This is a genomic window from Lutaonella thermophila (assembly GCF_055387725.1).
In genome coordinates, this window is record NZ_AP043783.1 from 2354635 (window position 1) to 2369922 (window position 15288).

The 15288-nt window shown below is 34.4% G+C and carries 17 protein-coding genes and 5 tRNA genes; 2 read left to right on the plus strand and 20 right to left on the minus strand.

Annotation, left to right across the window (positions count from 1 at the left end; all coding sequences use genetic code 11):
• Positions 1-10: 10 nt before the first annotated feature.
• From secE to ACZ5CF_RS11155, 20 genes are all read right to left on the minus strand, one after another.
• Positions 11-202 (minus strand): preprotein translocase subunit SecE, encoded by a 192-nt coding sequence (gene secE / locus ACZ5CF_RS11060; protein ID WP_464579480.1) that lies wholly within the window; start codon positions 200-202, stop codon positions 11-13.
• A 13-nt stretch (positions 203-215) separates the two neighbouring features.
• Positions 216-288: transfer RNA gene (locus tag ACZ5CF_RS11065), tRNA-Trp, on the minus strand.
• 61 nt (positions 289-349) lie between these two features.
• Entirely contained in the window at positions 350-1537 is a 1188-nt protein-coding gene (gene tuf / locus ACZ5CF_RS11070) for an elongation factor Tu (RefSeq protein WP_464579481.1), read from the minus strand.
• A 57-nt stretch (positions 1538-1594) separates the two neighbouring features.
• Positions 1595-1666: transfer RNA gene (locus ACZ5CF_RS11075), tRNA-Thr, on the minus strand.
• 6 nt (positions 1667-1672) lie between these two features.
• Positions 1673-1745, minus strand: a tRNA-Gly gene (locus ACZ5CF_RS11080).
• Positions 1746-1780: 35 nt separating this feature from the next.
• A tRNA-Tyr gene (locus tag ACZ5CF_RS11085) sits at positions 1781-1863 on the minus strand.
• A 53-nt stretch (positions 1864-1916) separates the two neighbouring features.
• Positions 1917-1990: transfer RNA gene (locus tag ACZ5CF_RS11090), tRNA-Thr, on the minus strand.
• Between the two features lie 113 nt (positions 1991-2103).
• Positions 2104-2406: a ribosome hibernation-promoting factor, HPF/YfiA family gene (gene hpf / locus ACZ5CF_RS11095; RefSeq protein ID WP_464579483.1), complete on the minus strand. Its 303-nt coding sequence runs from the start codon at positions 2404-2406 to the stop codon at positions 2104-2106.
• A 44-nt stretch (positions 2407-2450) separates the two neighbouring features.
• Positions 2451-3338: a tyrosine-type recombinase/integrase gene (locus tag ACZ5CF_RS11100; RefSeq protein ID WP_464579484.1), complete on the minus strand. Its 888-nt coding sequence runs from the start codon at positions 3336-3338 to the stop codon at positions 2451-2453.
• Between the two features lie 73 nt (positions 3339-3411).
• Positions 3412-3606, minus strand: a complete 195-nt coding sequence (rpsU, locus tag ACZ5CF_RS11105) for a 30S ribosomal protein S21 (RefSeq protein ID WP_464579486.1) — start codon at positions 3604-3606, stop codon at positions 3412-3414.
• A gap of 85 nt (positions 3607-3691) precedes the next feature.
• Entirely contained in the window at positions 3692-4861 is a 1170-nt protein-coding gene (locus tag ACZ5CF_RS11110; RefSeq protein WP_464579487.1) for an acyl-CoA dehydrogenase family protein, read from the minus strand.
• 57 nt (positions 4862-4918) lie between these two features.
• Positions 4919-5779: a ComEA family DNA-binding protein gene (locus ACZ5CF_RS11115; protein ID WP_464579489.1), complete on the minus strand. Its 861-nt coding sequence runs from the start codon at positions 5777-5779 to the stop codon at positions 4919-4921.
• A gap of 11 nt (positions 5780-5790) precedes the next feature.
• Positions 5791-7422 (minus strand): alanine/glycine:cation symporter family protein, encoded by a 1632-nt coding sequence (locus ACZ5CF_RS11120; protein ID WP_464579490.1) that lies wholly within the window; start codon positions 7420-7422, stop codon positions 5791-5793.
• A gap of 187 nt (positions 7423-7609) precedes the next feature.
• Positions 7610-9694 carry an amino acid carrier protein gene (locus ACZ5CF_RS11125; protein ID WP_464579491.1) on the minus strand — a complete coding sequence of 695 codons (2085 nt, stop codon included), beginning with the start codon at positions 9692-9694 and terminating at the stop codon, positions 7610-7612.
• 90 nt (positions 9695-9784) lie between these two features.
• Positions 9785-10804 carry a potassium channel family protein gene (locus tag ACZ5CF_RS11130; protein WP_464579493.1) on the minus strand — a complete coding sequence of 340 codons (1020 nt, stop codon included), beginning with the start codon at positions 10802-10804 and terminating at the stop codon, positions 9785-9787.
• A 3-nt stretch (positions 10805-10807) separates the two neighbouring features.
• Positions 10808-11035 carry a PspC domain-containing protein gene (locus tag ACZ5CF_RS11135; RefSeq protein ID WP_464579494.1) on the minus strand — a complete coding sequence of 76 codons (228 nt, stop codon included), beginning with the start codon at positions 11033-11035 and terminating at the stop codon, positions 10808-10810.
• 16 nt (positions 11036-11051) lie between these two features.
• Entirely contained in the window at positions 11052-12320 is a 1269-nt protein-coding gene (locus ACZ5CF_RS11140; protein ID WP_464579495.1) for a DUF2851 family protein, read from the minus strand.
• A gap of 88 nt (positions 12321-12408) precedes the next feature.
• On the minus strand, positions 12409-12726 hold the full coding sequence (locus ACZ5CF_RS11145; RefSeq protein ID WP_464579496.1) for a rhodanese-like domain-containing protein: 318 nt from the start codon (positions 12724-12726) through the stop codon (positions 12409-12411).
• A 53-nt stretch (positions 12727-12779) separates the two neighbouring features.
• Complete coding sequence (locus ACZ5CF_RS11150) at positions 12780-13403, minus strand: thioredoxin family protein (protein WP_464579498.1); 624 nt, start codon at positions 13401-13403, stop codon at positions 12780-12782.
• 8 nt (positions 13404-13411) lie between these two features.
• Entirely contained in the window at positions 13412-13957 is a 546-nt protein-coding gene (locus ACZ5CF_RS11155) for a TlpA disulfide reductase family protein (RefSeq protein WP_464579500.1), read from the minus strand.
• Positions 13958-14078: 121 nt separating this feature from the next.
• Here ACZ5CF_RS11155 and ACZ5CF_RS11160 point away from each other — a divergent pair, with 121 nt between their 5' ends.
• Together ACZ5CF_RS11160 and ACZ5CF_RS11165 are read left to right on the plus strand one after the other, a co-directional pair.
• Positions 14079-14528, plus strand: coding sequence for a MarR family winged helix-turn-helix transcriptional regulator (locus ACZ5CF_RS11160; protein WP_464579501.1), 450 nt, complete (start codon positions 14079-14081; stop codon positions 14526-14528).
• 23 nt (positions 14529-14551) lie between these two features.
• On the plus strand, positions 14552-15130 hold the full coding sequence (locus ACZ5CF_RS11165) for a YceI family protein (RefSeq protein ID WP_464579503.1): 579 nt from the start codon (positions 14552-14554) through the stop codon (positions 15128-15130).
• Positions 15131-15288 lie beyond the last annotated feature (158 nt).

Consider the following 15288-nt stretch of genomic DNA (forward strand, 5'->3'; position numbering starts at 1 on the left):
TGTAGATTGTTTAACTAATTAAATCAAAATATACTGTAATAAGTCTGCTAAAAAAAGTGTCTACTCCCCAAATTGCTAATGAGAATATGATTGAGAAGACAGCAACAACCACCATTAAATGTTGAGCTTCTGCCCATGATGGCCATTTTACATTTGATTTTAGCTCTTCTACCGATTCTTTTACGTAATTAACAATATTCATAACTCTTAGTTTGCACGGGTGGTAAGATTCGAACTCACGACCTTTGGTTTTGGAGACCACTGCTCTACCAGCTGAGCTACACCCGTATATTAAGCTGAAAGGCATCCCGCATTTGCGGGACACCTCAGCTCAGTTATGTAAGTTTTATTAGTCTAAAATTTCAGTTACCTGACCAGCACCTACAGTTCTACCACCTTCACGGATAGCAAAACGTAAACCTACGTTAAGTGCAATTGGCTGGATTAACTCTACAGTAATTGTTAAGTTATCACCAGGCATTACCATTTCAACTCCGTCAGGTAAGTTAATAGTACCTGTTACGTCAGTTGTACGTACGTAGAACTGAGGACGGTAGTTGTTGTGGAATGGAGTGTGACGTCCACCTTCTTCTTTCTTTAAGATATAAACCTCTGCTTTAAACTTAGCGTGAGGAGTAATTGAACCTGGCTTACAGATTACCATACCTCTCTTGATATCGCTCTTTTCGATACCTCTTAATAATAAACCTACGTTATCTCCAGCTTCACCTCTGTCAAGAATCTTACGGAACATCTCAACCCCAGTGATAGTCGAAGTTAACTTCTCTGCACCCATACCGATGATTTCTACAGGATCACCAGTGTTAGCAACACCAGTCTCAATACGACCAGTTGCTACAGTACCACGACCTGTAATAGTAAATACATCTTCGATAGGCATTAAGAAAGGCTTATCTATATCTCTTTCTGGAAGTTCAATCCAGCTATCTACAGCCCTCATTAACTCCATAACAGTTTCTACCCACTTAGGCTCACCGTTAAGCGCACCAAGAGCAGACCCTTTAATTACAGGAGCGTTATCACCATCATAGTCATAGAATGATAATAACTCTCTAATTTCCATCTCTACAAGCTCTAAAAGCTCCTCATCATCAACCATATCCACTTTGTTCATGAATACCACGATTCTAGGTACACCTACCTGACGACCTAAAAGTATGTGCTCACGAGTTTGTGGCATAGGACCATCAGTAGCAGCAACTACTAAGATAGCACCGTCCATTTGAGCAGCACCAGTAACCATGTTCTTTACATAGTCGGCGTGACCAGGACAGTCTACGTGTGCATAGTGTCTGTTTTCTGTTTGGTATTCTACGTGTGAAGTATTAATAGTAATACCTCTTTCTTTTTCTTCAGGAGCGTTATCAATTTGATCAAATGATTTAGCTTCAGATAAACCTGCTTCAGCTAATACTTTAGTAATAGCTGCAGTTAAGGTAGTCTTACCGTGATCTACGTGTCCAATAGTACCAATATTTAAGTGCGGTTTGGAACGATCAAATGTTTCCTTTGCCATGATTTAATAAATTTTAATCTTAGTTATATATTAGTGTACAAATTAATTCTAACTATGAGCCAATGACGAGATTTGAACTCGTGACCTCTTCCTTACCAAGGAAGCGCTCTACCCCTGAGCTACACCGGCTAGTAGAGCGGGAGACGAGATTCGAACTCGCGACATTCAGCTTGGAAGGCTGACGCTCTACCAACTGAGCTACTCCCGCCTGAAGTTTTGCGTAACTTATTTTGCAACGCTTAGTGGGGAGAGCAGGATTCGAACCTGCGAAGGAATAATCCAACAGATTTACAGTCTGTCCTCGTTGGCCGCTTGAGTATCTCCCCAAAAACATCAATTTAATGAACGTTAACCTTAAACTTACCCTCTTTGTTTTTTGAGCCGATAGAGGGACTCGAACCCACGACCTGCTGATTACAAATCAGCTGCTCTAGCCAGCTGAGCTACATCGGCCTTTGAGCACTTTTTTACGTCATTTTTTGACCATAAAAAAGTCCGCTATTTCTAACGGACTGCAAATGTATGATTTTAATTTTTTATTCAAAACATTTTTGAAAAAATTTTATCTAAATATGTGCTTTTAATTTTCCTTTTCGTTTTAACAACGCTCTTTCCAGCGAGTTAGCACATGTATCTATAGCTTCTTCAAATGTTTTACATTGTTTTTTTACAATTAAATCATCGCCCGGGATAGCTACTCTAACCTCAGCAATCTTATTTTCTTTAGCACTGGTATTTTCTACCTTTAAATACACATCTGAGTATATTATTTTATCGTAGAAGTTATCTAACTTGTTTAAACGCTTTTGAATAAATTGCAACAACTTACCATCAGCATTAAAATTTACAGATTGCGTGTTTACTTTCATGTTGTACGTTTTTAAATGGTTAGACATTTGGTTAACAGAACTTATTACTTGTTACGAGGGTGGGCTTTTTGGTAAACCTTTTTCAACTCTTCTATACTATTATGTGTGTAAACCTGAGTTGAAGCTAAACTTGCATGCCCTAAAAGCTCTTTAACCGAGTTTAAATCTGCACCTTCATTTAACAAATGTGTGGCAAATGTATGACGCATTATATGCGGACTTTTTTTTGCTTTTGAAGATGCTTTACTAAAATAATGATTTATTATTCTATAAACAAGATTTGGATACATTTTATTGCCTGTTTTCGTTAAAAAAAACCACTCATTTTTTTCGTCTTTTTTAACGCTCTCACGCATAGGCAAATACTGCTCTATTAATTGTATTGCTGACGGTAATAATGGCACAATTCTTTCTTTGTTTCGTTTACCTAAAATCTTAATGGTTTTAGATTGTAAATCTATACTGTTAATTGTAAGATGAATTAGCTCACTTCTTCGCATTCCGGTACTGTAAAAAAGTTCTATTATTAACCGATCTCTCACTCCTTCAAAATCCGGAGTAAATGGAAGCTCAAACAAAACGGTATTTACCTCTTCTTTAGAAAAAGGTATTTGAATGTTTTTGGTAGTTTTTAAACGAATGTGTTTAGCTAACGGATTAGCTTTTATAGTTTGCGTTTTAAGCAAAAATTTATAGTACGCTTTTAAAGATGATATTTTTCTGTTTACAGATTTTGCAGTTAAGCCCTGCTCTACCAAATTAACAATCCAGCTTCTTATAACTGCATAATTAGCATTGTCTATATTATTTACATTAAAATTTTCTTGACAAAATGTTTTAAACTGATTTAAATCTGTTTGGTATGCGGTAACTGTGTGTTGTGCGTATTTTTTTTCTAAAAGAAGATAATCTATAAATTTATGAATTGCCATAAATAAAAAACCGTTACTAAACAAAGTTACAACTTTATCAAGTAACGGTTAAAGTTTTATGAGGTAAGAAATATTAAATTTCTTCTTGATCTCTAAGGTGCTGAATGTAAGCAGCCTTTTGAATTTGATTTCTTCTCTTAACAGAAGGTTTTGTGTACTGCTGGCGCTCTCTTAGCTGACGCATTCTTCCGGTTTTATCAAACTTACGCTTGTAACGCTTTAGCGCTCTATCTATATTTTCTCCTTCTTTTACAGGTATTATTAACATAGCTTAACCACCTCCTTTCTTTTTGTGCGTGCAAATTTATTACATAATTAATAATTAGCAATAAAAATTAAAAAAAAGTTTAAAACTAGTCTGTTGCAGGCTTATACTGCTTATTGTCTATAATTATTTTTGCTAAAATTTCTCGTAAAATTTCAGAGGTTCCTCCTCCTATTGGGCCTAATCTACTATCTCTAAATAAACGTGCCAACGGATATTCTTCCATATAACCATATCCTCCTAACATCTGTAAGCATTCGTAAGCCACTTTATCGGCTATTTTAGTAGATAGTAATTTAGACATGGTTGCTTCTTTAACAACATACTCACCATCATTTAAACGTTTTGTAGTAGTATAGTTAAAGGTTTTGCACATTTCTACTTCTGCACTTAAATCGGCTATCCTGTGTCTGAGCGCTTGAAACTCTGATATACTTTTACCAAATGCTTTACGGTCTTTCATATACTGCAATGTGTATGCTAAAGCAAACTCGCTTCTGGCATGAGCATTAATTCCCATTACCAAACGCTCTAAAGCAAAATGTTGCATTATGTACGGAAAGCCTTTTCCTTCTTCTCCCATTAAATTTTCTGCCGGAACCCTAACATTATCAAAAGCAAGTTCTGCAGTATCTGAAGCTCTCCACCCAAGTTTGTCTAGTTTAGTAGCCGTTATACCCGGTGTATCTTTGTCTACCACAAAAATGCTAATGCCTTTATGATTAGCCTCCGGATTTGTTTTAGCCGCAACAACTAAATAATCTGCATAAACTCCGTTAGTTATAAAAGTTTTAGAGCCATTAATAACATAATAATCTCCGTCTTTTTTTGCAGTGGTTCTCATCCCGGCAACATCACTACCTCCAAAAGGCTCTGTAATACATAAACAACCAATTTTATCGCCTGATATGCTTGGAGCTAAGTAACGCTCTTTTATTTTATGATCTCCTTCTTTATTAAGATGTGTCATTGCCAAATAGGTATGCGCCCACATGGCTGCAGCAAAACCTCCTGAGTTTATTTTTTGAAGTTCTTCTAAAAAAATAACGGTATAAAAAAGATCTAAATCTAAACCGCCATATTTCTCAGGATAGTTTAACCCAAAATATCCCATTTCTCCGAATTTCTTCCAAATAAAACGATCTATAGTTCCTGTTTTTTCCCATTTTTCAATGTGTGGAACAACTTCTTTTTGAAGAAACTCTCTGAAACTTTTTCTAAATACTTTATGCTCTTCTGTAAAATACAGATTCTCCATCTTATTAAAGCTTTAACATCTGCTTACCGAATAACCGGCAAGGCAGTTTGTATTAAGTTAATTGAGTGTCAAATATAATTTAATTCTATCAATCTTATTGTTGGGTAATTCTTGAATTTTTGTTAATTCTTGAAAAGAAGAAAACTCACCAAGCTCATTTCTTAAATTAACAATTTTCGAAGCCAGCTTATAATTAATATATGGTATAGTGGCTAATTGCGCCTTTGTTGCATTATTAATGCTTATTTTTTGAATTTTAGGTAATGTCTGCACGGTATATTTTTTTAAAACTGTTTTTACAATGGTAGAATCTAACCCATATACATCGTACAGCTGATTATCAATTAAAAAACCTCCTAAAAGAGTTCTGAATTTTATTATTCTTGCAGATAGCTTATCTCCAATACCGTTAAACTTTTTTAGTTGTTGTATGGTAACCTTATTTAAATCTTCTTTAGTTAATTGTACCTGTTTAGCAATTGCAGACTTCTTAGGTGGTATTTTATAATTATTCTTAGAAAACTTAAGCAAATTCGCAATCCGTTTTACAGTTGTATCTGGTAGCTCTGAAACTTTTTTAAACTCTGCAAGAGTGGTTATGTATTCTCCTTTACTTCTGTAAGCTTTGATTTTAACAACTACATCGGTAGGGAGGTTTAAAACATATGCGCTGTATTCACTTATGTAATTAGGATTATATTTAAAGGTAGATTTGCTCTGCTCTCTAACTGCTTTAAGCGAATCTATTTCTTTATTAAATAACAACAATTGCTCTTGTTGTTTATCTGATAACTTAGGCTTTGGATGAAAATCAATTAAAAAAATTAATCCTTGCAGTACAACTATAATAAGTATTAAAAAGAAAGCCCCACGTTGTTGCTGTTTAGTAAACACAAAGTGAGGCTTTAAACTTTTCATTAAGTTGATTATTATTTATTCATACCTCTAATGGCTGCGAGGTATTTATTGAGTTCTTCTTTAACTTTCGGAAATAAAAATAATAGTCCAATCATGTTTGGGAATACTAAAGCTAAAATCATTGCATCCGAAAATTTTATAACTGCATTAAGTGTAGTTGAAGCGCCAATAACCACAAATATTAAAAACAATACTTTATAGGTTAAATCGGCCATTTTACCTCTTCCAAATAAAAATTTCCAAGATTGTAGTCCGTAATAAGACCAAGAAATCATGGTTGAAAATGCAAATAATATAATTGCAACGGTTAGTACATAAGAAAAATGCGGAATCACAGAATCAAAAGCCATCGATGTTAAATCTACCCCTCCTACATATTCTCCAGACGAGTTTATTAAAACAGCACTGTTAGCAGAGCTACCATAATTAAATATACTCTGCATGTTACCACCATCCATATTAAAGAAAATTATAACCATGGCGGTCATGGTGCAAATTACTACTGTATCTATAAAAGGTTCTAAAAGTGCTACAACACCTTCGCTGGCAGGATATTTGGTTTTAACTGCAGAGTGAGCAATAGCTGCAGAACCTGCACCGGCTTCGTTAGAAAAAGCGGCACGTTGAAACCCTACAATTAATACCCCCACAAGACCCCCAAGTCCTGCCATAGGCGTAAATGCTCCGTTAACAATCATACCAATGGCATCATCTATATAGCTAAAGTGTGCAAAAATTATTATTAAAGCTGCCAACACGTAAATTCCTGCCATAAATGGCACTATTTTTTCAGTTACGCTGGCAATACGCTTTATACCGCCAATAATTACAACCCCAACAATTGCCGCTAAAGCAACCCCAATCCAAAAACCAGCAGTTTCAAAGTTTAAACCTACTAAGGTAGATAATTGTGCTGCAGCTTGATTAGACTGAAATGCATTTCCTCCTCCAAATGATGCGCCAATACAAAGCACGGCAAAAAGTACTGCTAAAACTTTTCCAATAGTTCCAAATCCTCTTTCGGCTAATCCCTTTTTTAAATAATACATTGGTCCACCGTAAACTGTTCCATCCGGACCAACATCTCTATATTTAACACCAAGTGTACATTCTACAAATTTTGAAGCCATACCAATAAGCCCGCATACAATCATCCAGAAAGTAGCTCCGGGGCCACCTAATGCAATTGCAACGGCAACTCCGGCAATATTGCCAAGACCAACCGTTCCGGAAACAGCTGTTGCCAATGCTTGAAAATGACTTACCTCTCCTTCTTTGCTTTCATCTTTAATTGTTCCTTTTACATCGCCATCTATGGCCAAATCAGACTTTTCTGCTTCGTGATGATCTAATTCATCGTATTTTCCTCTCACCGTATTAATGGCCAACGGAAATCTTCTAACACTCGGAAAACCAAAATAGATTGTAAAAAATGTTGCTCCAAAAACCAGCAAAAGTAAAACAATAGGAATCTGAAATCCTGCAATTGAAACCGGGTATAAAACTATACCTTCCCAAGCATCTGCAATAGGTTGAAATTCTCTATCTATTTTTTGTCCCCAACTTAGTTCTTGGGTTGCATTTTGTGCTAAAAAAGTTAACGGAAAAATGAAAGACAAAAGGGTAAAAAATACTTTTTTCATAATTTAAAGAAGTTATATAAAATAAGTGTAGTTGGTTAATTAGTTTTTGTTATGAGGTTCACAATATCAATAAAATATATGGTATTCACTATTGTTTTTTTACTTTTTTAATTTAAACAAAAAGCCCGTTTGTACTTAAACTATGTACAAACGGGCTTAAACCAGAAAGTACAACTTAATTTAGTTGTTAAGCTGCCTCACTTTGTTTATTGGGTTTATTTTTTTTGAATAATTCTCCTTTTTTGTACTTGGCTAAGTAAGCATTTAAATCGGCTTTTACTTCTCCGCTCATTAAATATAAACCTATAATGTTAGGAAAAGACATAGCCAAAATCATCATATCTGAGAAATCTAATACTGCTCCTAAACTTACCGATGCTCCAATTACAACAAATACTAAAAATAATAGTTTATACACCATTTCGGTTTTACGGCTTTTTCCAAACAAATAAGTCCATGCACGCATACCGTAATACGACCATGAAATCATGGTTGAAAATGCAAATAAAAATCCTGCTGCAGCAAGTACGTATGGGAACCACGAAATTACACTTCCGAAGGCATCTGAAGTTAATTGCGCCCCTCCTAAGCCTTGTACCTCGTGCATTCCGGTAAAAATTAAAACCAATGCAGTAAGCGTACAAACAACAACAGTATCTATGAACGGTTCTAAAAGCGCCACAAATCCTTCTGATGGCGGATGATTGGTTTTTGCAGCACTGTGTGCTATAGCAGCCGACCCTACTCCGGCTTCGTTAGAGAATGCTGCCCGTTGAAATCCTACAATGAGTACGCCAATAATACCGCCTTTAAGTGCACTTGGCTCGAAAGCTCCATCTATAATTGCAGAAAACGCCGGTCCGATGTTTTCTATATTAATACCAATAACTACTAGCGCAGCAATAATGTAAATAGATGCCATAAATGGCACTACTTTACCGGTAACTTTTGCAATGCTATTTATACCACCAATAATTACTGCACCAACTAAAATTGCTGTTATAACACCAAACCAAAATCCGTTTCCTTGAAGTGCCGGAAACTGACCCGATAATTGCTCAAAAGATTGGTTGGCCTGGAACATGTTTCCTCCACCAAATGAAGCTCCTACTGCTAAAATTGCAAACAAGCCAGCTAAAACTTTACCAAAGCCTTTAAGGTTGCGCTTTTCTAAACCGTAGCGTAAATAATTCATTGGACCACCAAATACACGGCCATCCGGCAAAATGTCTCTATACTTAACACCTAAAGTACACTCAACAAACTTAGATGACATACCTAGTAATCCAGCAATAATCATCCAGAGTGTAGCTCCTGCTCCACCAAGCGAAACTGCTACAGCCACACCGGCAATATTACCCAAACCAACAGTACCAGAAACAGCTGTTGCAAGGGCTTGAAAATGTGTAACTTGGCCTGGAGCATCAGGATCATCAAACTTACCTCTGGCAAGTTCTAGTGAGTGTTTAAATCCACGAATATTTATAAAGCCCATTCTTAAGGTAAAGAATGTTGCACCCAAGAGTAACCAAACAACAATGAAAGGGATATTTTTTGTTTGAGGGTCTCCGTTTGGATGAGTTAATGGCACTGGCTCATCATATTGGATTTCTGCAATATAATGCGCCCCTTGCTCTATAATATGTTCTTTATTATCTGAGTTATAGATAACTCCTCCTTCTTTAACTAAATATCTTAACGTTCCGTTAGCTTCGGCAACAACTGTTACATCTCCGGTTTTTCGGGTAACAATTGCTATTTGATCGCCTTTTTTAACTCTTGTGCCTTCGGGTTTTAGCCATTTTTTTAAAACAAACTTGTCATCTACATCAGGACTCCAACCCGGTGCTGCTATTAATTTAACATCGGCATATACAACCGGATCGTATATACCACTTGCAGCAAAAGGATCCCAAAACAAAACGGCTCCAAGAGCAGAAACTGCAGGTGTCATTTTACTATTAAACACCTCTGTTATTACTTGAGTTTCTACTGTGTATTCTTTAGTAACCGAAAGCCCTTTAGCATCTGTAACAGTAACTGTATAAGGGATGCCTTCGGTTAGTCCTGTTGCTTTGTTAGAAGTAAGCGGAGTGCTTTGATTGCTCCATTTAAATGTATATGGCGGGGTTCCTCCTAATACTTGTAAATCTATAACCCCATCATTTATTCTGTTTGATGGATTGTAAATAGATTCGTTAACGGTTAGTTGCTGAGAAAAAAGTGAACCTGAAAAGAGCAAAAAAGCAATTAACAGAATTTTACTTTTCATAAATGTGAGAATTTGTTTTAGTTTGGTTTTCTAGGGTTTGTTAAGCCGACAATATCTTAAAAAAAGTAAAGCAGGTCAAATTTTTGTTTGTTAAATATAGGTCTCTTGTATATTAAACATCTTGTTAAGTTTTTTTATCTGTTCTGGTCTGCCTAAAACCATAAGTTTTGAGTTGGGCAGCAGCTTGGTATCTGCCTCCGGATTAATTATGTAATTGCCCGATGGTTCTTTGTATCCTATAACTGTACACCCGGTTTTTTTTCTTAAATCTAAATCTACCAAAGATTTGTATTGATATTCTTTAGGTAAATCTTCTATAGCAATCTCTTCTAAGTTTATGGTGTTTTCTCCTTCTATAGACAATTGGTCTAAAAATTCTACTAAATCCGGTAAAACAACTAAAGATGCCATATGGTCTCCTCCAATTTTATCGGGCATTATGGTTTTGTTTGCTCCCGCTAACTTTAGTTTTCTTTGAGAAGCTTCTTGAGAGGCTCTGCTAATTATTGTTAAGTTTTTATTTAATTGTCTTGCAGAGAGCACTACAAAAAGATTATCAGCATCATTTGGTAGTGCACTTATTAAGCACTGAGCTCGATCTACTCCTGCTTTTAAGAGTGTTTCGTCTTCGTTGGCATTACCTTCTACAAATAGTATTTCTTGCTCGTGTTTTTCTATAACTTCCTTGTCTTTTTCGATAACTACAAAAGGTCTTTGGTAGGCTTTTAATTTTGTGGCTGCTTGCATTCCGTTTCTTCCAAATCCACAAATAATAATATGATTGTTAAGTTGATCGATTTTCTTTTTCATCTTTCTTATTTTAACATTTTGTAAAAAACTTTTGGCTAAAATGTATTCTGTAATTACCGAAATAGCATACGCAAAAATGAATACACTTAAGATAATTAAGAAAATGGTAAATAACTTAGTTTCATCATCTACCGGATGCACTTCTCTAAATCCTACTGTTGTTATAGTAATTATAGTCATGTAAAAGGCATCTAACCAATTGTAGTTAGAAACGAGCCTATAGCCCATTACACCAATTGCCAGTACAAGTAATAGCAAAAAAAGTGCTGTGTATATTTTAGATCGGAAGAGTTTAAACATATACTACAAATCAAAAACCGAAGTTCGTTTGGTATATACCATATCTTTTAGTTTTAGCATAAAAGCTAAGGTTAAATATACGGCAAACCAGGCACCAAATGTTGCAAATGTTACATATATAAAAAAAAGTCTAACATTTTTTGCTTTCATGCCCAATCGATCTGCCAAACGTGATGATACCGCATAGCCATGCTTTTCAAAAAAATACCGTATGTTGTTTAACAGTTTCATATTTTGATTTGTAAAACTATTGCTTTATTAAATAATTTCCAACCACGCATTGCAAGCATTTATTTTTTATACAGTTATTATTGTAAGCCTCTAATACAGCTTGTGTTTGAAAAGCCGATTTTAAATTTAACCCTTTTGATTTGAATTTCTGCGTAATAGTGTTTTGCTCAGGATTTAATTGCTCTACTAATCCTATAAGTTTATCGGTTATGTTTTTACCGGTTGATTTGGCGTAGGCAAATTGTATTGGAATAATTGCATTTAACAATAATGTTTGTATTACACTGCTGGTAGTTTTTTTAATTTTATACGGAGATTCTTTACCAAAACTGTAATGTGTATTCCAATAGCTTGATGTGGTTACATTTAGCTCTTTTTCAAAAAAACCTATATTAAACTCGCTTTTTATTGTATTGAAAAGTGTGGTACTTTTTGCATACAAATTAGCAACTTGAGACAACCTAATTGTTGGAAAATTAGAAGGCCTTAATCTATAAAAAACAGGAGATGTAACTCCTAAATCAGATAGATTGTATTTGTGTTTTAAGTATAAATATGCTTCTAACAAAGCATCAGAATAACTATCATTAGTTTCTTGTAACAGCCCGGCTTGCCCCATTAACAAAGCTTCGGTTTTAAAAGCATTAAAACTCTCTTTTCTGAAAACAGAAAACGGAATACTTGACGCAATACTATAAAATGCCTCTGAATTTACTTTTAAACCAAAGGCCTTAAGCAAATTTCTGTACAAAACTTCTTCCCAGTTATTAGTGGTTTTGGCAAGCTCCTTTTGTATTGCTTTGGCTTTGTGTTCTAATCTGGTTATATACAAACGCTCTAACCAATTGGTTTCTATATGTTGGGGTACAATATTGATATCTTTCTCGCAATTAAAAAATTGCTTTTTACTATGTAAAAGAGCAGTGTAGTTTGTTAGTGTTTGTTTATGTACTAAAGATTGTAAAGAGAGTGTTGGTAATGCTCTGTTGTTTTGGTATACAACCAAATCATCTTCCCAAACCACATGCAAAACAACATTGTTATAATTTGTATCTTTCTCGTGACCATGCAAATACCAATCTGACGCTTTTACATGAATCTCTACAGTACCAGCCCAAAACTGATTATCTATTATAACATGAGCATTATAAAAATCAGGACCTGCATTGTGGTTGTGCTGCCCAACTTGTAAAATTTGAATTTTTTGTCCTGACGTTGAAGTTAAATTGGTAGTTGTAAACTTCTGAAATTTCCAGAGATAGTGTAAAAAGTCTTCTTTAATCATTTTTAAATGTAAGAAAGTATTTTCAAGAAGACACAAAAAAAGCGTCAAAAAAAAATTGACGCTTTTTAACATATTATAGTCTTGTTATTTAAAGTGCATCTACAACTTCGCCTCGCCATTCAGAGAAACCTCCTTGTAAATTATACATGTTTATAAAACCAAGTTGTTTCATTATTAAACATGCTTGAGTGCTTCGGCCTCCAGACTTGCAGTACACATAGTAGTTTTTTGTTTTATCTAACTTCTCTAATTCATCTATAAATCCTTGTCCTAAATAAATATCAATATTTATTGCATTAGGAATATAGCCTTCTTCATATTCGTGTGGAGCTCTAACATCTAAAATTACAGCATCAGCATCGTTTGCTAATTGCTCTTTCCACTCTTGTTGCGATAAATCTACCATTTTAATTTAGTATTTAAAACGCAAATATAATGAAGCCTTTTAAGGTAATTATACTACTTTTTAGTTTTTATGGTACACCCGATTGCTTTTGTTTTGGTAACCGAAATTTCTTTACCGGCTAACATAGCATCTATAGCGTTTTCTACATACTTTGTTTCTACAGCACTGGCATCTTGGTAGTTATCGTCTATAGCACCAATGTATCTAACAATATTTCCTTCTTTTGTTTTTTGTAATAAATAAACATGTGGTGTTCTGGTTGCCCCATATTGCGGATATATTTTTTGCCCTTCGTCTAATAAATAGGGAAAAGTAAACCCTTTTTCTTTTGCTCGTTCTTGCATTTTCTCAAAACTATCCCCGGGTTGCACCTCCGGGTCATTTGGGTTTATAGCAATTACCGGAACTCCAAGGGGTTTGTACTTTTTATCTAATGCTATAATTCTGTCTTCGTAAGCTACAGCATACGGACACGTATTACAGGTAAAAATTACCAAAAATCCTTTTGCGTCTTCAAAATCTTTTAAAGACACCATACTGCCATCTATATTTTTAAGCGAAAAATCTGTGGCTTTATCGCCTACTTTGTAGCCATACTCGTTAGTTAGTGTAAAACTAACCAATGCTGCAGAAGTAACTAACACAAGTGCAAATGCAATACTTTTAATTGTTTTCATGTTGGTATTTATTTAATAAATTTTTGAATTTCTGTTTCTAATTCTTCTTGTGTAAATGAGCGCTCATAAAACAAGCGTTTATGTTTGTTATAAATTATGGTAGCCGGTATAGCTCCAGACCAATTTTCTGATACTTTCGGAATCCACTCGTTTTGCTTTGTGTCGTCTAACAATACTACTTGCGATTTAATATTTTTTTCTTTTATAAAAGGCACTAATTTGGTTTCTGCCATTTTCGGAAAATCTAAACTAACCAAAATAACCGCTACATTTTTGTTCTTATACTTTTGGTTTACAGCTTCAAAATATGGCAGTTCTGCAACACATGGTTTACACCAAGTTGCCCAAAAATTTATTACTCTAACTTTATCATCAGTTTTATTTAATAATGGAGACAAGGCCTTAAAATCGTACACCGGAACACTAACTTCATCTTGCTTTATTATCCTCACAGGCTCAGGTACGGAATAGGCAATATCTTTTACTTGCTCTTGTTTTTCTTCTTTACAACCTATAAAAACTATTACAACTAATAAATATACTAAATGCTTCATGAGTATAAAATTATAGGATGTTAAAAAGCGAGCATTAGTTTTTAACAAAAAATTATCACTTTTTATGTAGAATGTGAATGTTAATTTTATACATTTGTATCTACAATTATTGTTAATACAAATGAAAATTGAAACTATATTAAAAACTAGCCAGTTACCATTAGAAAGAAAATCTGTAGTAAACCTTTTATATACAGCAAATATGGTATCTGATGCTATTACAAGTGTTTTAAAACCATTTGATTTAACCCTCCAACAATTTAATGTTTTAAGAATTTTACGAGGTCAAAAAGGTAAACCGGCAAACTTATTTACCATACAAGAACGTATGATTAATAAAATGAGTAATACTACCCGATTGGTAGATAAGTTAATTGACAAAGGCTTAGTAAAACGAAATACTTGTAAAGAAAACAGACGGAAAATTGAAATTTTTATAACCGAAAACGGACTAAACCTTTTAAAAAAAATAGACCCTGAAATAACGGCACAAGAAAAAAAATTGCTCGGCAAATTAAACTCTGAGCAAATTAATACCCTTAATAATTATTTAGAACTAATTAGAAGTTAAACCCTTAAAAATTAATTAATATCATGAAAAAAAATGTAGTTACATCTGTATTAGCTTTAGTAGTAGTGTTTTTCACTTCGGCTTTTACAACAATTGAAACCGACAAGAAACAAGTTAAAACAACAGAAAGTAAAGTTGTCTGGAAAGGTTATAAAGTTACTGGTTCTCACTACGGTACTGTAACTTTAAAAGAAGGTTGGCTGGAATTTGATAACAATAAATTAGTTGATGGCTACTTTACTGTAGATATGACCAGCATTACATCTGATGATTTAAGCGGTGAATACAAAACTAAGCTTGAAAAACACTTAAAGTCTGATGACTTTTTTGGTGTTGATAATCACCCAACTGCTACTTTAGAGTTTACCAACGTTAAACAAACCGGAAAAAACTCATACCAAGTAACCGGCAACCTAACCATAAAAGGTAAAACTAACACCGTTACTTTCCCAATGTCTATTTACGGAAGTAAAGCAACGGCTAATGTAAAAGTAGATCGTTCTCTGTACGATGTTAGATATGGTTCCGGAAGTTTTTTTGATAACCTTGGCGATAAAACCATCTACGATGAGTTTGATTTAGTTGTAGATTTAGTATTTTAACACATCATATTTTTTTGATTAACAGTTAAAAAGCGCTGCAATACAGCGCTTTTTATTTTTATACACTTTTTCATTTGTATTTTACAACAAGCTTTATATATTTGATACCATAAACTATGAAGAACATATTTGTACATACTTGGTGGTGGTTTAAACTC